Annotated in this window: 15 protein-coding genes; 7 read left to right on the forward strand and 8 right to left on the reverse strand. The window is 69.9% G+C overall.

Features of this window, described 5'->3' with window-relative positions; translation table 11 throughout:
* Window positions 1–20: 20 nt before the first annotated feature.
* Entirely contained in the window at window positions 21–1,961 is a 1,941-nt protein-coding gene (gene glmS / locus CXQ96_RS06735) for a glutamine--fructose-6-phosphate transaminase (isomerizing) (RefSeq protein WP_104117244.1), read from the reverse strand.
* Between the two features lie 61 nt (window positions 1,962–2,022).
* On the opposite strand from glmS, the gene coaA reads away from it, so the two are divergent.
* Both coaA and CXQ96_RS06745 read left to right on the forward strand, forming a co-directional pair.
* Window positions 2,023–3,000 carry a type I pantothenate kinase gene (coaA, locus tag CXQ96_RS06740; RefSeq protein ID WP_258058916.1) on the forward strand — a complete coding sequence of 326 codons (978 nt, stop codon included), beginning with the start codon at window positions 2,023–2,025 and terminating at the stop codon, window positions 2,998–3,000.
* Between the two features lie 26 nt (window positions 3,001–3,026).
* Window positions 3,027–3,902 (forward strand): D-alanyl-D-alanine carboxypeptidase family protein, encoded by an 876-nt coding sequence (locus CXQ96_RS06745; RefSeq protein ID WP_258058917.1) that lies wholly within the window; start codon window positions 3,027–3,029, stop codon window positions 3,900–3,902.
* 83 nt (window positions 3,903–3,985) lie between these two features.
* Here CXQ96_RS06745 and CXQ96_RS06750 read toward each other — a convergent pair whose 3' ends face one another.
* Both CXQ96_RS06750 and CXQ96_RS06755 read right to left on the reverse strand, forming a co-directional pair.
* Window positions 3,986–4,873: a CAP domain-containing protein gene (locus CXQ96_RS06750; RefSeq protein WP_104117246.1), complete on the reverse strand. Its 888-nt coding sequence runs from the start codon at window positions 4,871–4,873 to the stop codon at window positions 3,986–3,988.
* A 184-nt stretch (window positions 4,874–5,057) separates the two neighbouring features.
* Complete coding sequence (locus CXQ96_RS06755) at window positions 5,058–5,660, reverse strand: GNAT family N-acetyltransferase (protein ID WP_104117247.1); 603 nt, start codon at window positions 5,658–5,660, stop codon at window positions 5,058–5,060.
* A gap of 199 nt (window positions 5,661–5,859) precedes the next feature.
* Here CXQ96_RS06755 and CXQ96_RS06760 point away from each other — a divergent pair, with 199 nt between their 5' ends.
* From CXQ96_RS06760 to CXQ96_RS06770, 3 genes are read left to right on the forward strand one after another with little or no spacing between them, the layout of a single operon-like run.
* Window positions 5,860–7,236: an MFS transporter gene (locus CXQ96_RS06760; RefSeq protein ID WP_258058924.1), complete on the forward strand. Its 1,377-nt coding sequence runs from the start codon at window positions 5,860–5,862 to the stop codon at window positions 7,234–7,236.
* 3 nt (window positions 7,237–7,239) lie between these two features.
* The gene (locus CXQ96_RS06765) at window positions 7,240–9,429 is read left to right on the forward strand and encodes a molybdopterin oxidoreductase family protein (protein ID WP_104117249.1); all 2,190 of its coding nucleotides are present in this window, start codon (window positions 7,240–7,242) and stop codon (window positions 9,427–9,429) included.
* A complete protein-coding gene (locus CXQ96_RS06770) occupies window positions 9,426–10,949 on the forward strand; it encodes an FAD-dependent oxidoreductase (protein ID WP_104117250.1) in 1,524 nt (507 codons plus the stop codon). The genes CXQ96_RS06765 and CXQ96_RS06770 overlap by 4 nt, the downstream gene beginning before the upstream one ends.
* A gap of 46 nt (window positions 10,950–10,995) precedes the next feature.
* Here CXQ96_RS06770 and CXQ96_RS06775 read toward each other — a convergent pair whose 3' ends face one another.
* The 3 genes from CXQ96_RS06775 to nirB are packed head-to-tail and all read right to left on the reverse strand — an operon-like array spanning window position 10,996 to window position 15,845.
* Window positions 10,996–12,117 carry a uroporphyrinogen-III synthase gene (locus CXQ96_RS06775; protein ID WP_104117251.1) on the reverse strand — a complete coding sequence of 374 codons (1,122 nt, stop codon included), beginning with the start codon at window positions 12,115–12,117 and terminating at the stop codon, window positions 10,996–10,998.
* On the reverse strand, window positions 12,114–13,178 hold the full coding sequence (gene cobA, locus CXQ96_RS06780; RefSeq protein ID WP_104117252.1) for a uroporphyrinogen-III C-methyltransferase: 1,065 nt from the start codon (window positions 13,176–13,178) through the stop codon (window positions 12,114–12,116). Before cobA ends, CXQ96_RS06775 begins: the two co-directional genes overlap by 4 nt.
* Window positions 13,179–13,181: 3 nt before the next feature.
* Entirely contained in the window at window positions 13,182–15,845 is a 2,664-nt protein-coding gene (gene nirB, locus CXQ96_RS06785; protein ID WP_104117253.1) for a nitrite reductase large subunit NirB, read from the reverse strand.
* A gap of 225 nt (window positions 15,846–16,070) precedes the next feature.
* Here nirB and nirD point away from each other — a divergent pair, with 225 nt between their 5' ends.
* Together nirD and CXQ96_RS06795 are read left to right on the forward strand one after the other, a co-directional pair.
* On the forward strand, window positions 16,071–16,433 hold the full coding sequence (gene nirD / locus CXQ96_RS06790) for a nitrite reductase small subunit NirD (RefSeq protein WP_104117254.1): 363 nt from the start codon (window positions 16,071–16,073) through the stop codon (window positions 16,431–16,433).
* 18 nt (window positions 16,434–16,451) lie between these two features.
* Entirely contained in the window at window positions 16,452–17,264 is an 813-nt protein-coding gene (locus CXQ96_RS06795; protein WP_104117255.1) for a sirohydrochlorin chelatase, read from the forward strand.
* On the opposite strand, the gene CXQ96_RS06800 is transcribed toward CXQ96_RS06795, so the two are convergent.
* Together CXQ96_RS06800 and glmM are read right to left on the reverse strand one after the other, a co-directional pair.
* Window positions 17,247–17,864, reverse strand: a complete 618-nt coding sequence (locus CXQ96_RS06800) for a DinB family protein (RefSeq protein WP_104117256.1) — start codon at window positions 17,862–17,864, stop codon at window positions 17,247–17,249. The genes CXQ96_RS06795 and CXQ96_RS06800 overlap by 18 nt on opposite strands.
* 46 nt (window positions 17,865–17,910) lie before the next feature.
* A complete protein-coding gene (gene glmM / locus CXQ96_RS06805) occupies window positions 17,911–19,269 on the reverse strand; it encodes a phosphoglucosamine mutase (RefSeq protein ID WP_104117257.1) in 1,359 nt (452 codons plus the stop codon).
* Window positions 19,270–19,294: the final 25 nt, after the last annotated feature.

A 19,294-nucleotide genomic window follows, 5' to 3' on the forward strand; every position in this document is an offset into this window, starting at 1 on the left:
GCGGCGGCACCGGCGTGGAACTACTCAACCGTGACCGACTTCGCCAGGTTGCGGGGCTGATCGACGTCGTAGCCCTTCGCGCTCGCGAGGGCGAGGGCGAAGATCTGCAGGGGGACCGTCGTCAGCAGCGGGGCGAGCAGGGTCGGGGAGGCCGGAACGTAGAACACGTGCTCCGAGTACGCCTCGACCGAGGTGTCGCCCTCCTCCGCGATGACGATCGTCACCGCGCCGCGCGCGCGGATCTCCTGCACGTTCGAGACTACCTTCGAGTGCAGCGAGTCGCGGGCACTCGGGGACGGCATGACCACCACGACGGGCTGGCCGTCCTCGATCAGGGCGATCGGGCCGTGCTTGAGCTCGCCCGCGGCGAACCCCTCCGCGTGGATGTAGGCCAGTTCCTTCAGCTTCAGCGCACCCTCCATAGCCACGGGGAAGCCCACGTGGCGACCGAGGAAGAGCACGGATTTGGCATTGGCCATGTCCGCGCCGAGCTGCTTGATCTTGTCGGCGTCATCGAGGATGGCCTGGATCTTGGCCGGGATCTCCGAGAGGTCGGCAAGGACGTCGGCGATCTCGTCGCGGTACTTGTTGCCGCGCAGCTGCGCGAGGTACAGCCCCAGCAGGTATGCGGCGGTGATCTGCGCGAGGAAGGCCTTGGTCGAGGCGACGGCGATCTCCGGGCCGGCGTGCGTGTACAGGACGGCATCCGATTCCCGGGGGATCGTCGAGCCGTTGGTGTTGCAGATAGCGACGACCTTGGCGCCCTGCTCGCGGGCGTACCGGACGGCCATGAGCGTATCCATGGTCTCGCCGGACTGCGAGATGGCGACCACGAGGGTCTTCTCGTTCACGATCGGGTCGCGGTAGCGGAACTCGTGCGACAGTTCGATCTCGGTCGGGATGCGGCACCAGTGCTCGATCGCGTACTTCGCCACCTGGCCGGCGTATGCGGAGGTACCGCAGGCCAGCACCACGATCTTGTCGACCGAACGCAGGATCGACTCGTCGATGCGCAATTCGTCGAGGACCAGGTTCCCGGAGACGTCCGAGCGGCCGAGCAGGGTCTGGCCGACGGCGTCCGGCTGGTCGTGGATCTCCTTCTCCATGAAGGAGTCGAAGCCGCCCTTCTCCGCTGCGGCGGCGTCCCAGCTCACGTGGAACTCGGTACCCTCGGCCGGAGCACCGAAGAAATCGGTGATGACGACGTCGTCGGGCGTGATGGTCACGATCTGGTCCTGGCCGAGTTCGACGGCGCGGCGCGTGAAGTCGATGAAGCCGGAGACGTCCGAGCCCAGGAAGTTCTCGCCGTCGCCCAGCCCGACGACGAGCGGCGAGTTGCGCCGACCGGCGACGACGGTGCCCGGCTGGTCCTGGTGGATCGCGAGGAGGGTGAACGCGCCCTCGAGTCGCTGGCAGGCCTGCTGCAGGGCGAGGGTGAGAAGGTCACCCTCGGCGCCGCTCTCCACGAGCCCGCGGTAGAGGTAGCCGACGAGTCCGGCCGCGACCTCGGTGTCCGTGTCCGAGATGAAGGTCAGGCCTTCACCCGTGAGTTCGGCCTTGAGCTCGGCGTAGTTCTCGATGATCCCGTTGTGGATCAGCGCGAGCTTGCCGCCGTCCGCCAGGTGCGGGTGCGCGTTCTGGTCGGTCGGCCCGCCATGCGTCGCCCACCGCGTGTGGCCGATGCCGGTCAGCGACCGCGGCAGCGGGTCGGCTGCGAGCTCGTCGACGAGGTTGGTCAACTTGCCGGCCTTCTTGCGGGACTCGATGCCGGCCGGAGTGATGACCGCCACGCCCGCGGAGTCGTAGCCGCGGTACTCGAGGCGCCGGAGGCCCTCCATGACGACGTCGAGTGCGCCGTGCTGCGCTTCGGACGGTTCCTGCTCGAAAGCCGGGGCGACAGATTTCAGCGCCGACGATCCCTGGCCGTGGTCCCGGCCTACATACCCAACGATTCCACACATGGCATCAAGACTACCGGTGGCTGTGTTTGTTAATGCGCAGGGCACCGGGCAGAATCGTGAGGTGAATGACAGGAGCACGGGTACCCAGCAGGCCACCGGTGCCGAATCGATCACGCCCTTCGTCGAGCTCGACCGCCCCATGTGGTCCCGGCTGTCGCACGAGATCCAGAGCCCGCTCAACGTCGAGGACGTGCAGCGGCTTCGCGGCCTCGGCGACGCACTGAACCTCGACGAGGTGCGCGAGGTCTACCTCCCGCTCTCCCGTCTCCTGAACCTCTACACGGCCGCGGCCGGGCAGCTTCACGCGGCCACGAACACCTTCCTCGGTGAGAGCACCACGCGGACGCCCTTCGTCATCGGCGTCGCCGGGTCCGTGGCGGTGGGCAAGTCGACGACGGCGAGGGTGCTGCGCGAACTGCTGCGGCGGTGGCCCGACACGCCGAATGTCGAGCTCGTCACGACCGACGGCTTCCTGTATCCCAACGCGGAGCTCGAGCGGCGCGGCCTCATGCAGCGCAAGGGATTCCCCGAGTCCTACGACCGCCGCCGCCTGCTGCGCTTCGTGAGTGAGGTCAAGAGCGGCGCGGCCGAGGTGCGCGCGCCCTGGTATTCGCACCTCACCTATGACATCGTGCCGGGCCGTGAGGTCGTCGTCCGGCGGCCCGACGTGCTGATCGTCGAGGGGCTCAACGTCCTGGCGCCCGCTCGACCGCGCCCCGACGGCATCACCGGTCTCGCCCTGAGCGACTTCTTCGACTTCTCCATCTACGTGGATGCGAAGACCGCGCACATCGAGCAGTGGTACATCAACCGGTTCCAGTCACTGCGCTCGAGCGCGTTCGCCGATCCGGAGTCCTACTTCCACCGGTACGCGAAACTCACGGACGAGGAGGCGCGGCTGACGGCCAAGAGCATCTGGGAGCGCATCAACGAGCCCAACCTGGTGGCGAACGTCCTGCCCACGCGCGGCCGGGCCCAACTCGTCCTGACGAAGGACGCCGATCACTCGATCCGCCGCATGCTGTTGCGGAAGACCTGACGGTGCGCTCCAGGCGTAGTGCTGCCATGGCGGTCCTCGTGATCGGACTCTCTGCCTGCTCGCCGTCCGACACCGCGACGGACCCGGTCGAGGCACCGGGTTCGACGGGGACCACGGACGCCGCGCCGGACTCCGCTGCAGGGTCCTCCCCCGGATCCAACCGGCCGCCGCCACCGGCGGCGTCCGGCGGGGCCGCAGACCTTCCCGCCCCTGCCGGCGTTCTCCCCGCACCGGCCCAGCGCGAACCCGTCCCCGCGGTCAGCGGCCCCGGGACTGCCGAGGGTCCGACGGCGCCCCCGCCGGCCGCGGACCTGCATTCAGATCCCGGGTCCGTCGACGTCGTCGTGAACAAGCGCCGCCCGCTCGAGCCGCTGGACTTCGCTCCCTCCGACCTGCGTCAACCCGACGTGGCGACGGCCACCGACAATGCGCTCCTCCGCCCCGACACAGCTGCTGCGGTCGAGGAGATGTTCGCGGCTGCGGCAGGGGACGGCGTCGGGCTGGTCATCGTGAGTGGCTACCGCTCGTTCGCCAACCAGGAATCCACCTACGCCTACTGGGTGGGAGAGTACGGCGACGCCGCCGGCGCGGACACGGTCTCAGCGCGTCCCGGATTCTCGGAACACCAGACGGGACTCGCTTTCGACATCGGCCAGGCCGACGGCGCCTGCACTCTCGTCCTGTGCTTCCGCGACACACCCGCTGCCCAGTGGGCCGCAGCACATGCCGCCGAGTTCGGGTTCGTCCTCCGCTATCCGGCCGGCTTCCACGAGATCACCGGCTTCTCGGCGGAGTCCTGGCACTTCCGCTTCGTCGGCAAGGACGTCTCCCTCGCGATGAGGTCGGCCGGGACCCAGACGCTCGAGGAGCACTTCGGGCTGCCTGCGGCGCCGTCGTACTGATCCTCACCCGGGCTCTTCGTCCGCGTGCTCCTGAAGCACGCCGCCGTCCGCGGGCGGGCTCACCGCCCGCCCGCAGGCGGGAGTCAGGGCAGCGGCTTGACGATGTTGGAACGAACGGATTCGGGGCTCGAGCCGATCTTGTTGGTCTCGATGATGCTGACCGTGTAGGCGACGCCCGGCTTGAGGTTGGAGATCCTCGCACTGGTCGCAGTCGCGGAGACGGATCCGCTCAGGACCTTCTGCGTGCCGGAATAGACGGTGATGGTCTGGCCCGTCAGCGGTGAACCGCCGTCACTGCCGCGGGTCCAGGTGACGGTGGCGGACTTGCTGCCGGCGGTGGCCCGCACGTTGGTGGCCGCCGAGGGCTTGGTAGCGACGACCGTGGAGGTGCTGTACCCCCCGAAGTTCACCGTCGCGTAGGTGGCATAGCGCACGACCCCGTTGGCGTCGTAGACGGCCTTCGTGTTCGTCACGCCGATTCCGATGTGCGTGAACTTGGTGCTGACCATGTTGGCTTCATGCCCCGGGGAGTTGATCCACTGGGTCATCACCTGCCGGGCGCCCTCGACTCCTACCGTCGTGTTCGCCGCGATGTTCTCCGCCGCCGCGGACCATCCCGACGGGATCTGCGCGGAGTAGTTGGGGTTGTGCTTGAACTCGCCGGTCGTCGCCATCGTGTTCGACCAGTCCTGAGCCACCCGGGACAACCGCGCGTCGTACGCCAGCGCCGGCAGCCCCTTGGACGCACGATAGGCGTTGTGGCGATCGAGCACGACCGCGATCTGCTCGGCGGTGGCCTCGGTGTACTCCACGGCCGCCGTCGACGTGCTCTGCGCGGGAGCGGTGGTTCCGGGTGCGGGCTCTACGGCCCATGCACCTCCGGTACCGGCGAAGGTGACAACTGCCGCGGTCGACACTGCGACCAGAGCCTGCTTGATGTTCGTCCTCATGATGAGACCTGTTCCGTTCATCGGCTACCCCTGCCTGCCAGGGACTTCAAGCGTACCGACCCCCACCCCCATGACGCGGCGTCCCCGGACGTGCACCTGCGCGAGTACCATGGCGCCCATTGCCGGGCAGGGGTGGCCGAACGTCGTCGCGGACCGCCGCGGATCGTCGCTGGCCGGGCACGGATCGTTGCGGGCCACCAACGGTCTAGGCGGACATCCGGTGCACCAGTCCGTCGCGGACCATCGGCCACTCGTGGGCGAGGATCGAGTAGACCACGGTGTCCCGCAACTCCCCGTTCCGCGCGCGGGTGTGGCTGCGCAGCACACCGTCCTGCCGCGCGCCGAGCCTCGTGATCGCTTCGCGTGACTGGTGGTTCAGCCAGTGCGTGCGGAACTCGACGGCCGGGCACCGGAGCTCCTCGAAGGCGTGCCTCAGGAGCAGGTACTTGGACTCCGTGTTGGTTCCCGTCCGGTGGGCCGACCTCGCGTTCCAGGTCGAGCCGATCTCGAGGCGGGGTGTCTGCAGATCGATGTTCATGTAGGTCGTCATCCCGATGATCCTGCCGGAGGCACCGGTCGCCGGGTCCACGAGGCGCGTCGTGAACGGAAGCATGGACTGCGCGTCCCGCAACGCGAGCCGCCGCTCGATCTCCTGCCGCATGTCCTGCGGCTCGGGGACGGACGTGTACCAGAGCTTCCAGAGGTCGCCGTCGCGGGCGGCCTCGACGAGCCCGTCGTGGTGGTCGGACGCGAGCGGTTCCAGGACGACGCAGCGACCGCGGAGAGTGATGGGTTCGATGGACAGCATGGACCGACCCTACTGGGACCGGAGCGGCACGCGGCAGCCCCTGGTCTCACAACACCTGCGAAGCACGGATAGGTGAACGTCACGGAGCGTTTACGCAGCGCGCCAGGACTGGAAACGCGCGCTCACTAGCCTCGGGGAAAAGCAGGAACACCACCCCCGGAGGATTTCAGTGAGCATCGACGAAGCAGCATCCCCCACCCTGACCGCGGGTCAGCCCGCGAGCGCACCACCGCTCAGCCACCGACCCGGCCGCTGGATCGACAACTGGGACGCCGAGGACAACGATCAGTGGAGCAGCGTCGGCAAGTCGATCGCCAAGCGGAACCTCCAGTGGTCCATCGCCTGTGAGTTCCTCGGCTTCGTGGTGTGGCAGCTCTGGTCCATCGTGGTGGTCTACCTGCCTGCCGCAGGCTTCACCTTCTCGACGTCGCAGATCTTCTGGCTCATCTCGATGCCCTCGCTCGTCGGCGCGACGCTCCGCATCCCCTACACGTTCATGGTGCCGAGGTTCGGCGGCAGGAACTGGACCATCATCTCCGCCCTGCTCCTCCTGATCCCGTCCATCGGGCTCGCCCTCTGCGTCTCGAACCCGGAGACCCCGTTCGGGGTGATGCTGGCCGTTGCGGCACTCGCGGGCTTCGGCGGCGGCAACTTCGCCAGCTCGATGGCGAACATCACGTTCTTCTATCCGGCTCGCGAGAAGGGCTGGGCACTGGGCCTCAACGCAGCGGGAGGAAACCTCGGCGCCGCCGTCGCGCAGCTCGTGGTGCCCATCGCCGTCGCCCTCGGCGCGGCCGCCACACTGAACCTTCCACTCGCGGGCTGGATCTGGGTGCCGCTCATCCTGGCCGCGGCCTTCGGCGCCTGGAAGTACATGGACAACCTGTCGAACGCGAAGACCGACTTCGCCGGCTCGCTCGCAGCCGTCCGGGAACCACACCTCTGGATCATGGCGCTGCTCTACATCGGCACCTTCGGCTCGTTCATCGGTTTTGCCGGCGTCTTCCCGAAGCTGATCGTCGATTCGTTCCCGGAGTTCTCGACCATCGCGATGGGACCGGCAACCCTGTCCCTCGCGTTCCTCGGCCCCTTGGTCGGTTCCCTCGCCCGGCCCTTCGGCGGCCGGCTCGCCGACCGCTTCGGCGGGGCGTTCATCACCGTGGCCGCCTTCGCGGTCATGGCAGCCATCGCCCTGTCCGTGGTCTGGACGCTCCCCCTGTCCAACTTCTGGCTCTTCCTCGGACTCTTCCTAATCCTCTTCGCAGCGGCCGGCGCCGGCAATGGCGCCACGTACCGGATGATCCCGGTGATCTTCGCCCGGCGGGGCGCGGCGGCAGGGTCGGCGGAGCTCCGGGAGTCCGTGAGCACCGCCCGCAAGTCCGCAGCCGCCCTCGGGCTCATCTCCGCAGTCGGAGCCTATGGCGGCTTTCTGATTCCACAGGTACTCAACGCCTCGAAGGGCGCCTCCGGCAGCTACGACGGCGCGTTCTACGGCTTCGTGGCCGGATACGTCGTGATGCTGGCGGTCACCTGGTTCTTCTACCTCCGCCGCTCGTCGACGCTGGGCAAGGTCTGACCCATGGCGGAGACGGCCGGGACCGAGACACACTGCCCCTATTGCGCCCTCCAGTGCGCCATGACCGTGACGGCGGGCCTGGCCGGCCACACCACCCCGGCCGGCAAGGGTGGCCGGGACGGCGGCGTGGCGGTCACCGGCCGTGACTTCCCGACCAACCGGGGCGGTCTCTGCCGGAAGGGCTGGTCCGCGGCCGAGCTGCTCCGCCACCCCGACCGGCTCACCGCTCCCCTGCTGCGGGCCGGCGACGGCGTCCTGCGTGAGGCGACCTGGGACCACGTCCTCGACCACATCAGCGAGCGCGTCCGGAGCATCCAGGCGCAGCACGGCCGGGACTCGGTGGCGGTTTTCGGCGGGGGCGGCCTCACCAACGAGAAGGCGTACACGCTCGGCAAGTTCGCCCGGCTCGCGCTCCGCACCTCACGGATCGACTACAACGGGAGGTTCTGCATGTCGTCCGCCGCGGCCGCCGGGAACAGGGCCTTCGGCGTCGACCGGGGCCTCCCGTTTCCCCTCGAGGACCTCGATGACGCCTCCGTGGTCCTGCTCCTCGGATCGAACGCGGCCGACACCATGCCGCCCTTCGTCCAGCACCTCCGGGGCGCGCAGGCCGCCGGCGGGCTGATCGTCGTCGACCCGCGGCGCTCCGCGACCGCCCGCCTCACCGAGCTGGGCAGGGGTGTCCACCTGCAGCCCACTCCCGGCACCGACCTCGCGCTCCTGCTCGGACTGGCCCACGTCGTCGTCGCCGAGGGCCTCGAGGACCGCCGTTTCCTCGATGCGAGGACCAGTGGCTACGACGACGTCGCCCGCGGACTCGCGCGCTGGTGGCCCGAGCGCGTGCAGGGCCTCACCGGTGTTCCGGCGACTGCGATCCGTGCGACGGCGAGGCTGCTCGCGCGCGGCGCCCGCAACGGTGCCGAGGGCGGACCGGGTGCCTACATCCTCACGGGGCGCGGCATCGAGCAGCACGCCGACGGCACCGACACCACCACTGCCGCCATCAACCTCGCGCTGCTGCTCGGTCTTCCGGGCACCACGCACAGCGGGTACGGGACCCTCACCGGGCAGGGGAACGGGCAGGGCGGTCGTGAGCACGGACAGAAGTCCGACCAGCTGCCCGGTTACCGCAAGATCACCGATCCGGCGGCCCGCTCCCACGTCGCCTCCGTCTGGGGGGTGCCCGAGGACGCCATCCCCGGGCCGGGCCTTCCCGCCGTCGCCCTGCTCGCATCCCTCGGCCGGGAAGGCGGGACCCGTTGCCTCTTCGTGCACGGCGCGAACATCGCCGTCTCGGCCCCGAATGCCGCGACGGTGATCGACGGTCTCCGCTCCCTCGATCTCCTCGTCGTCTCCGACTTCTTCCTCTCGGAGACCGCAGCGCTCGCCGACGTCGTCCTGCCGGTCCTGCAATGGGCCGAGGAGGAGGGCACCGTGACCAACCTCGAGGGCCGGGTCCTCCGGCGTCGCCCCGCTGTCCTTCCTCCTGCAGGTGCCCGCAGCGAATTGTGGATCATGCGCGAACTCGCGCGGCTGCTCGACGCGCCCTCCCTGTTCAGCGAGGACCCCGCGACCATGTTCGACGAACTCGCGCGAGCGAGTGCCGGTGGACCTGCCGACTACTCAGGGCTCGACTACGAGGTGCTCGACGGCGGGAGCCCGGCGTACTGGCCGTATCCGAGCGGAAGCACCGGCACTCCGCGCATGTTCCTGGCGGCCTTCGCCCACCCGACGGGGCGCGCCGTGCTGGTGCCGGTCTCGCCGCGCGTGGACGCGAACGCAGCGCGTGTCCCCGCTCCCCTGCTCCTCGCGACGGGCCGCCTCCTGGAGCACTACCAGTCGGGCACGCAGACACGGCGTGTCCCGGAGCTGCTCGCGGCCCAGCCCGGCGCCCGCGTGCAGCTCCACCACGCCACCGCTCAGGACCTGGGGATCAGCCAGGGTGAGGCCGTCGTCGTCACGAGCATGCACGGCGAAGTACACGCCGTTGCCGACCTGACGGCGGACATCCGCCAGGACACCGTCTTCCTCGCCTTCCACTACCCAGGATCGGGAAGCGCGAACCTGCTGACCGGCAGCTCCACGGACCCGGTCTCGGGCATGCCCGAGTTCAAGACGACTCCGGTCCAGGTATCGGCCCTGTCCGCCCATGCGCGCCGCGGCGCCGCGCACCAACCGGAGGTCTTCGCATGAGGGACGCCGCTCCTTCCGCCCCGGAGCGGATCGTCGTGGTGGGCTTCGGCCCTGTCGCCGCCCGGCTCGTCGAGCACCTCGAACCACTCGTCGCGGCGGGCACAGTGGCACTGACCGTGATCGGCCAGGAGCAGGACGCAGCGTACAACCGCGTGCTCGTCGCGGATGTCGCCGTCGGACGTACCCCGGAGGCAGCCATCCGGCTCGCGGATGCGGCTGCGTTGAGGGCCATCGGGATCGACGTGTTGCTCGGCGCGCGCGTGGCGAGGGTGGACCGCCCCTTCCGGCGGGTCCTGCTCGACGACGATCGAGCGATCGGTTACGACCGCCTGGTGCTCGCCACCGGTTCGCGTCCCCTGGTGCCACAGCTCGACGGCCTGGACGGCGAACTCCCCCTCCCGCAAGGCGTCAGCTTCCTCCGTGATCTCCGGGATGCGCGTGCCGTGTCGGCAGCCCTGGCCTCACAGCGCCGCATCGTCGTGCTGGGCGGCGGCATCCTCGGCATCGAGGCAGCCCTCGCCGCCGCCGAGGAGGGAGGCCGCGTCACGCTCGTCCACAACGGCCGGGCGCCCATGGAACGATTCCTGGGAGACGGCGCCAGGGTTCTGGCCACGGCGCTGACCCGGGCCGGCGTGACCCTGGTGGCCGGCACCTCCACCGGGATCACGCAGACGGAAGGCCACTTCTCGGGACTCACCCTCGAGGGAGGAACAGTGGTGGAGGGTGGCGCCCTCGTGCTCGCCTGCGGTGTGCGACCGCGGACCGAACTCGCCGACGGTTGCGACCTGAACACCGCAGCGGGCATCCTCGTGGACCACGAACTCCGCGCGCTCGATACGCGGGACATCTGGGCGATCGGCGATTGTGCTGAGGTGCGCTGCTGGGACGGTTCCTGCGCGGCATGCGCCGGCGTCACGACTCCGCAGGGCCTCATCGGGCCGGGTTGGCAGCAGGCCGACCAGCTCGGCCTCGCCTTCGCGGCGGAGCTCACCGGCATGCCTCCCGGCGTCACCGGTGCTCCCGACCGTCGCGACGCCGTGCTCGTCCTCAAGGCCCGTGGCGTCGATGCCGTCACCGCAGGCGAGGTCGATGCCGATCCGTGGTCCGTGGAGCCCGGGCTCGCTGTCGCGGTCTGGGCCGATCCGGGACACGGGCGCTACGCCAAGATGATCACGCGCGACGGCGCCCTGACAGGACTGGTCTGCGTCGGCATGCCTCGGACCGGCGCCGAGCTGGTGCTGCTCTTCGAACGCGGGAGCGAACTCCCCGCCGACCGCTCGAGCCTCCTGCGGCTCGACAGCATCGAGGGAGCCGCCGCCGCCATGCCTCCGGGGCCGGACGCGACTCTGTGCCGGTGCGCGGGAGTGACCCGGGGCACGGTGCAGAAGTCCGTGGCGACGGGGTGTGCTTCGGTGAAGGACGTCTCGGGGGACACGCGGGCGGGAACCGGTTGCGGCGGGTGCCACGACGACATCCGGGCCGTGATCGAGCAGCACTTCGCGGTGGCGGTGACGTCATGACGAGTGCTGCCGGCAGATCCCGGGACCGCGCAACAGCACGCGCGAGCTATACGTGCAGTCGGTATCCCCGCTTGACCACGGTCTCCACCAGGGCAGGATCGGGAAGGGACTTCCGCAACCGGTTGACGTTCATGTCGAGCGCGTGGCCCGCTCCGGTGTGTGCCAGGAGGTTCGTCAGTGCGTCGCGGCTGAGGACGGCCCCCCGCGCCGACAGCAGCGCCTTGAACAGCACCAGCTGCGCGGGCGCCAGGTCCACCTGGACCTCGTCCACCCGCACGGACCTGCCGCGCACCTCGACATAACCGGACCGTGTCCGGAGTTGCTCCACGTGGTGCTCCGCTAGGTGATCGCAGACGAGGCGGATCAGCGCTCCCATCCGGAAGCGCTCGGGCACGATCGGCTCGATGCCGGCATCGATCAGCGGTTGCGCGGTCACCGGGCCGACGGCGGCGGCGAGGACGCTCCGGCGGAACCGCTGGATGAGCTCGTCCTGCAGGCCCTGCTCCGCTGCGGTGCTGAACAGGGCATCGACCGCCGGGGCGCTCGTGAAGGTGACGCAATCGAGTTGGCCTCCGCACACCGCGTCGATGAGTCTGGGAAGGCGTTCGGAGCCCTCCGGCTTGATCCAGCGGTAGGGAGTGACGGTCAGGATGGTCGCGCCGGCTGCCCGCAGCCGCTCCAACTGGTGTGCGTCGGCGTAGGCGTGCAACTGGACCCCGATCGTGAGCCCCGAGAGGTCCTGCTCGAGCAACTGGTCCACGAGGGTCGCCGTCGTCTCGTCGGAGCTGATGCCGACGTCGTCGAGTCCGGCAGCGCGCACGGCTCCCCTGGCCTTCGGGCCCCTCACATGGATACGCCCGTTACCGAGGACATCGAGGAGGTCATCACCCAGCCCCGCCGCGTCCGCGGCCTCGAACCAGCGACGCATCCCGTACGCCGTCGTGATGAGGAAGAGGTCCGGCCGGGCCGCAACCATGGCCGCCGTGTCGGCGAGCAGCTCGACGTCCTCGGCGATGGGCGCGATCTTCAGTGCCGGGGCATGGAACACCGAGGCGCCGCGCCGCTCGAGGGCATCGATCAGGTCACCGGCCCTCCGGTCGGAGGTGACCCCGATCCGGAAGCCGGCGAGCTGCCCTCCCGCCGTATCCGGGCGGATCGTCTCGGTCATGACGCGAGCGATTCCGTCAGGCGTGCGAGCTGCGCCGCTCCACCGCTCAGCTCCAGACCCACCCGCACCACCTCGCCGATGACGAGGACGGCCGGGGATTGGCACCGGGCCGCGCCCGCCGCCGTCACGATCGTGGAGAGGGTGCCGGCCGTCGTCCGCTGGGACGTGCTGTAGCCGCGCTCGACGACCGCGACCGGCATCTCCGGCCGCATCCCCGCGCGGGCGAGACCGGCGACGAGCTGCGGAAGCGTCGAGACGCCCATCAGGACGACGATCGTCCCGCCGAGGCCCGCGAGGTGGAGGTGTTCCTCCTCGGTGAGCGGTGCGTGCCCGGAGACGACGGTGAACATGGCACTGACGCCGCGGTGCGTCACCGGGATGCCGGCGGCGGCCGGTACGGAGATCGCGGAGCTGACCCCGGGCACCACCCGGCACGGCACCTGCGCCGCGAGGCACGCGGCGAGCTCCTCGCTGCCGCGCCCGAAGACGAAGGGGTCGCCACCCTTGAAGCGCACCACATGGCGGCCGGCGAGCGCGTGGCTCACGAGGAGCTCGTTGATGCCCGCCTGCGGGACGCGGTGGTGACCGGGAAGCTTGCCGACGTCGACCAGTTCCGCCGCCGGGGCCAGCTGTGCCAGGGCGTCGGTCGGCGCGAGGCGGTCATAGAGCACGACGTCGGCCTCGCGGAGGGCCGCCACCGCGTCGAGGGTCAGGAGTCCGAGGGCACCCGGTCCACCGCCGATCAGGGTGACCGCGCCGGTGTCCGTCGCTCCGGTCTCCCGGGTGAGCAGGATGCCGGAACGACGGCAGCGCTCCTGCAGGGCGTCGAAGGCCTGGTCTGCGCGTGCAGCCGGTGGGCGCTGGCCCGCCCTGCCCGACGGCGGGTCGACGACGACGGCCAGCACTGCGCCGTCCAGCACCGTCGCCGTGCAGGCAGCTGCGCTGGGGCGCAGGTCCACCTCGGCGCCGGCGGCCCGATAGCGGGCGGCGATCCTCCGTGACGGCCTGGCGTCCCCGGCCACCACGACGCGGCGACCAGTCAGATCGATCTCCAGTTGCACGGTTCAGCCCTCCAGGGTTCCTGATGCGGCGCGGACGGGGATCGCCGCTCCGAGGTTCACGCGTCCGGCTCCGGCCTCAATCTCCTCAGGAGTGGCCGGCCGCTGCTGGCCACGCTCCTCGACCAGGACGATCGACTGGTCCGCGGCATCCGGGGCATTGACGAACGACCTGAAACGGCGGAGCCGGTCGGGGTCCTTGAGCGTTGCCGCCCATTCATCCTCGTAGTGCTCGACGTGGCGCGCCATCGCTTCCTCGAGGTCCTCCGCAATGCCGAGGGAGTCGTTGATGACGACGTCGCGCACGTGGTCGAGGCCGCCGTCGAGGTCGTCCATCCAGCGTGCGGTCCGCTGCATGCGGTCTGCTGTCCGGATGTAGTACATGAGGTAGCGGTCGATGTATCGGATGAGGGTCTCACCGTCGAGGTCCTGGGCGAGGAGTTGTGCGTGGGCGGGCTGGAACCCGCCGTTGCCGCCGACGTACAGGTTCCAGCCCTGGTCGGTGGCGATCACACCGACGTCCTTGCTGCGCGCCTCGGCACATTCCCGGGCGCATCCCGACACACCCATCTTGAACTTGTGCGGCGCGCGCAGTCCCCGGTAGCGCAGCTCGAGATCGATCGCCATTGCCACAGAGTCCTGCACGCCGAACCGGCACCATGTGGAGCCGACGCAGGACTTCACGTTCCGCAGCGCCTTGCCGTAGGCCTGGCCCGATTCGAAGCCCGCCTCGACGAGGATCTTCCAGATCTCGGGGAGCTGCTCGAGCCGGGCGCCGAAGAGGTCGATCCGCAGGGCACCGGTCAGCTTCACGTACAGCCCGAACTGCTCCGCGACCTGGGCGATCACCGCGAGCTTCTGCGGCGTGATCTCTCCACCGGGGATGCGGGGCACCACCGAATAGGTGCCGTTGCGCTGCATGTTCGCGAGCGCGCGGTCATTGGTGTCCTGCAGCATGCCGCGGCCGCCGTCGAGCACGTACTCGCCCCGCTGGGTGGCCAGGATCGAGCCTATGGCCGGCTTGCAGATGTCGCAGCCGTGCCCGCCCTTCGCCTCCTCCGAAGCCCCGAAGCGCCGGAGGATCTCCTGGAAGGACGCGAGATCGAGGGCCTGGATCGCCTCGAACAGCTCGGGCCGGGACATCGCGAAGTGTTCGCAGATGCCCTTGGAGACGGTGCGGCCGGCCTTCGTCAGCTCGGTGTCGAGAAGCTTCTTGAGCATCGGCACGCACGAGCCGCACTGCGTCCCGGCGCGGGAGCACGCCTTCAGCGTCGGCATATCGAGGGCCGGCTCCACGGCCGTCCCGTCCGCGTCCACCCCGTGCACCGCCGAGCGGCACGCACCGGCCGTGACGTTGTTGCAGGAGCAGAGGATGACGTCGTCGGGCAGCTCGGACGGCGGAGCCTCGCCTCCCCCGGCCGAGGAGAGGTAGGCACCCGGCTCGGCGGGGAGCTCGCGACCGAGCAGGGGCCTGAGCGACGAGTAGGGAGCGGCATCGCCGACGAAGATGCCGCCCAGCAGTGTCTTCGCGTCGTCGGTCACCACCAGCTTCTGGTACAGCCCGCGTGCAGGGTCTGCGTAGACGATCTCGAGGCTGCCCTCGGCCTCGGCGAGGGCGTCGCCGAAGCTCGCGACCTCGACGCCGGAGAGTTTGAGCTTGGTCGCGGTATCGAATCCGGGGAAGGTGGACAGCCCGCCGAGGATGCCGTCCGCGCACACCTCGGCCATCGCGTTCGCTGGGGCCACGAGCCCCATGCTGATGCCCTCATAGCTCGCCACTTCGCCGATCGCCCAGACCCCCGGCATCGTGGTCTCGCAGCCCGCGCTGATGACCACGCCTCCGCGGGGGGCCACCTCGAGTCCGGCGTCCCGCGCGAGTTCGTCACGCGGCCGGATCCCGACGGCGAAGACCACCAAGTCCGCCGGCAGGACGGCACCGTCGCTCAGGGCCACGCCCGTCACGCGGCCGTCAGCCGTCTCGATCGAGGTAGGAGCGCCACCGCAGTGGATGCCCAGTCCCTTCGCCGCGATGAGGCGGCCGAGCGCCTGGCCCCCTCCCTGGTCGAGCTGCGCGTTCATGAGCCAGCCGGCCCGGTTGACCACGGTCGACTCCGCTCCGAGGTGCTGGAGCCCTCCCGCGGCCTCGAGGCCGAGCAGTCCGCCGCCGATGACGACGGCCCGCGGTGCCCTGCCGAGATCGGTGGCGAGGCGGGCCGTCTCCGTCCGTAACCACTGGACGTCGTCGAGCGTGCGGTACACCGCGGCGTGCTCACCGCCCGGCAGTGGCAGCCGCACGGCGTCCGAGCCGGTGGCGAGGACGACGTCGTCGTAGGCGTACCTCTCCCCGGAGGCACCCAGGACGCATCGGGCGGCGAGATCCAGCCGCACTGCGCGCTCACCTGTGACGAGCCGGATGGCGGGTTCCCGCCACATGAGCTGCTCACCGAGACTGAGGTCGACGTCGCCGGTCAGCGCGCTGCTCAGGGCCACGCGGTCGTAGGGCGCGTAGGACTCCTCGGTCAGCACGGTGATGTGGAGGCCGTCCGTGCCACGTCGCCAGAGGGCTTCGACGAACCGGTGTGCCGCCGGTCCACCGCCGACCACGACGATGCGGCGTACTGCGGACGTGGCGCCGCCCTGGGCGGGCCGGGGTGGTCTGGTCTCGCTCATGTGGTGCCTTCCCTCCGGACCCGGGCGGTCCCGTTGCTGCTACCACAGTACGAAGGCGCAATTTCTCCTGTGTGTCATGGATGTATCGCAAAGTTAACTTCGGGCTCACACCCCCGGTCCGGGTGCGTGAGGGGTAAGTTACCGGGGCGCAACAGCACCGGGACGTGCGCGACACGAGGGCTGGCTAGCGTGGTGCGGGAAGCACCAGCCACCGAGGAGACCGCCATGACCGAGCTCATCCTGCAGCGTCCCGCCACCACTCAGGCCCTGTGGGTCGGTGTCTGTCGACTCGACGACCTCGAGGAATGCTGGGGCGAGGCAGCACTGGTGGGCCACGAGCAGATCGCACTGTTCCGGTTGCCGGAGCGCCGGGTCTACGCCGTCACCAACATTGATCCGCGGACGGGTGCTGCCGTCATGGCCCGCGGCATCGTGGGGTCCCGTGGTGCGTCACCGACGATCGCCTCCCCTCTCCACAAGGAGGTGTACGACCTCTCGACCGGTGAGTGCCTGTCCGGCGGTGAGGGACTGCGGGCCTACCCGGTGCGGTGCGTCGGGGGCATCATCGAGGTCGATGTTGCCGCCTGAGCGCTCGCGGATGCTTCAATGGCAGGCATGACCGTCGAGAAATCCGACCGTGGTGGCGCCCCCATCCTCATCGCCTGCGCGCACGGCACGGACAACCTGCAGGGACGTCGCGAGATCGACGCCGTACGCGCCGGCATCGCCGCCCTGCGCCCGCACCTCGAGGTCCTCGAGGCCTATGTCGATGTGCAGGACCCCGATCTCGTGGACGTCGTCGCGTCCCTTCCCCCGGGGCGCCCGGCGGTGATCGTGCCGCTGCTGCTGTCGGTGGGCTACCACGTGAAGGTGGACATCGCGCGGGCAGCTGCGAGCAGGCCGCACACGATCGCCGCGCTACCGCTCGGCCCCGATCCGCGCCTCGCGCACGTTCTGCAGCGCCGTCTCGCGGAGGCCGGGGTGGACGACGGTGATGCCGTGGTCCTGGCGGCCGCCGGGTCCTCGGATGCCTGCGCCGCGGAGGACGTCGCCGAGATCCGGGCCGTCCTCGCCGAGCTCAGGACAGGTCCCGTGCGGCCCGGATTCGGGTCGAAGGCGACTCCGTCGGTGCCCGACGCCGTCGCCGACGTCCGCGGTACCGCCGGTTCCCCGGTGGCGCTGGCCTCCTACCTGCTTGCTCCCGGGTACTTCCACGACCAGCTGGCAAAGGCCGGTGCCGATGCGGTCAGCGCACCCCTGCTGCCGAGTCCTGTCGTCGCGGAGATCGCCCTCGCCCGGTACGACGACGCGGCCGCCCGCCTGGCCGACGGCCCTCGGCGGGAAGGCGCTCCGTGTCCCAGGCCGTGCAGCGCCCGCGTGTCGATGTGCGTCCGGAGTGGCTCAGTCCAGCCGGCCTGATGCTTCCCGGGCCGCGGCTTCGACCCGCTGGGCGTGCAGAGCCCGGGCCGGTGCGGACAGCCCTCCGAGGTTCGGATCGCCCGCCCCTCGTCCGATCGATCCGTCGATGAGTTCCCGCAGGATGTCCGCGTGGCCTGCGTGCTGGGCCGTTTCCGCGACCACGTGGACGAGGATCTGGTGGAGGGTCACGGCACGCCGCTCCTGCGGCCACCACGGCACCTGACCGGCGGAGTCCAGCGACAGCGCCTCGATGGTTGCGTCACTGTGTTCCGCCGACATCCGATGCAGCGTGAGAACGTCGTCACGGGACTCCGCCGGCGTGGCCCACATGTCCGCCTCCGGCTCCGCGTCGTCGTTCATCCACGGCATCGGTATGGCGCTGGGACGCCCGAACACGTCGCCGAAATACTCCAGCTGCACGGACGCCACATGCTTCACGAGCCCGAGCAGATTGGTCCCCGAAGGCACCAGCGGCCGCCGGATGTCGTATTCACCGAGGCCGTCCAGCGTGCCCGCGAGGTCGGAGCGCCGTCGGCGGAGGTAGTCCAGCAACGTGGCCTTCAGCGGATCCTGGTGCCCTTGCTGCCTGCTGTCGCCCATGGACGCACTGTAGTACCGACGCCCGATGCGGAGGAAGCAGCGGGGGCTATGCGACCGGTTCCAGGGAGAGTCGCTCCTGCACGGTCGCGGCGAGTTCTTCTGCGATGCGCTCGGCGGTCCCGGTATCTGCCGCCTCGACCATCACGCGCACGACGGGCTCAGTGCCGGAGGGTCGCAGGAGCACCCTGCCCGTCTCCCCGAGCATTGCCTCTGCCGCGCGAACAGCCGCCTGGAGCCCCTCGTCGGAGTTGGCCGCCGCGCGGTCCACGCCCTCGACGTTGATGAGGACCTGCGGGAGCTTCGTCATGACTGCGGCGAGTTCCTTGAGGCTCTTGCCGGTCTCGGCCATGCGCGCAGCGAGCTGGAGGCCTGTGAGGACGCCGTCACCGGTGGTGGCGTACTCGGCGAAGATGACGTGGCCGGACTGCTCGCCGCCGAGGCTGTACCCGCCGTCGCGCATGCCCTCGAGGACGTAGCGGTCCCCCACACCGGTCTCCTTGATGGTGATGCCGGATTCCCGCAGCGCGATCTTCAGCCCGAGGTTGCTCATCACCGTCGCCACGAGGGTGTCCTCCTTGAGCTTGCCGGCGTCCTTCATGGCCAGTGCCATGACGGCCATGATCTGATCGCCGTCGACCACGGTGCCTTCGTGATCCACGGCAAGGCAACGGTCGGCGTCGCCGTCGTGGGCTACGCCGATGTCGGCGCCATGCTCGAGGACGGCCGCCTGCAGCTTCTCGAGGTGGGTCGAGCCGTACCCGTCGTTGATGTTCACACCGTCCGGCTCCGCGCCGATCACGACGATGTCCGCGCCGGCGTTCCGGAAGACCTCGGGGGAACAGCCACTGGCGGCTCCGTGCGCGCAGTCGAGCACGACCTTCAGGCCGTCGAGGCGGTGAGGGAGCGTCTGGAGCAGATGGACGACATAGCGGTCCTCCGCGTCGGCGAAACGCTGGATCCGCCCCACGTCTCCCGCTACGGGCCGCAGCCTCGCGTTGGCCATCTCGTCCTCGATGGCGTCCTCGAGGGCGTCACTGAGCTTCTTGCCGCCGCGGGCGAGGAACTTGATCCCGTTGTCAGGAGCAGGATTGTGCGAGGCGGAGATCATGACGCCGAAGTCCGCGTCGAGATCGGCGACGAGGAACGCGGCGGCCGGGGTCGGGAGGACCCCTGCGTCGTAGACGTCGACGCCGGAGCTGGCGAGGCCTGCCTCCACGGCTGCGGCGATGAATTCCCCGCTGATGCGGGGATCACGGGCGATCACGGCGGTGGGCCGTCGTCCACCGTCCACGGCGTTGTGCCCGAGCACGACGGCGGCGGCCTGGGCCAGCTGCAGGGAGAGTTCCGCCGTGATCAGGCCATTGGCCAGGCCGCGTACACCGTCGGTGCCGAATAACTTGCTCATCGTTGATCATCCTAGGTGAAGAACA

The sequence above is a fragment of the Arthrobacter sp. B1805 genome (assembly GCF_002929745.1).
GTDB lineage: Bacteria > Actinomycetota > Actinomycetes > Actinomycetales > Micrococcaceae > Arthrobacter_D.

Coding starts and splice junctions, on each gene's coding strand:
- CXQ96_RS06745 (WP_258058917.1), top strand. CDS start 3,027: ATGGCGGTCCTCGTGATCGGACTCTCTGCCTGCTCGCCGTCCGACACC.
- CXQ96_RS06765 (WP_104117249.1), top strand. CDS start 7,240: ATGGCGGAGACGGCCGGGACCGAGACACACTGCCCCTATTGCGCCCTC.
- nirD (WP_104117254.1), top strand. CDS start 16,071: ATGACCGAGCTCATCCTGCAGCGTCCCGCCACCACTCAGGCCCTGTGG.
- nirB (WP_104117253.1), bottom strand. CDS start 15,845: ATGAGCGAGACCAGACCACCCCGGCCCGCCCAGGGCGGCGCCACGTCC.
- CXQ96_RS06795 (WP_104117255.1), top strand. CDS start 16,452: ATGGCAGGCATGACCGTCGAGAAATCCGACCGTGGTGGCGCCCCCATC.
- glmS (WP_104117244.1), bottom strand. CDS start 1,961: ATGTGTGGAATCGTTGGGTATGTAGGCCGGGACCACGGCCAGGGATCG.
- CXQ96_RS06750 (WP_104117246.1), bottom strand. CDS start 4,873: ATGAACGGAACAGGTCTCATCATGAGGACGAACATCAAGCAGGCTCTG.
- glmM (WP_104117257.1), bottom strand. CDS start 19,269: ATGAGCAAGTTATTCGGCACCGACGGTGTACGCGGCCTGGCCAATGGC.
- CXQ96_RS06755 (WP_104117247.1), bottom strand. CDS start 5,660: ATGCTGTCCATCGAACCCATCACTCTCCGCGGTCGCTGCGTCGTCCTG.
- CXQ96_RS06770 (WP_104117250.1), top strand. CDS start 9,426: ATGAGGGACGCCGCTCCTTCCGCCCCGGAGCGGATCGTCGTGGTGGGC.
- CXQ96_RS06775 (WP_104117251.1), bottom strand. CDS start 12,117: ATGACCGAGACGATCCGCCCGGATACGGCGGGAGGGCAGCTCGCCGGC.
- CXQ96_RS06800 (WP_104117256.1), bottom strand. CDS start 17,864: ATGGGCGACAGCAGGCAGCAAGGGCACCAGGATCCGCTGAAGGCCACG.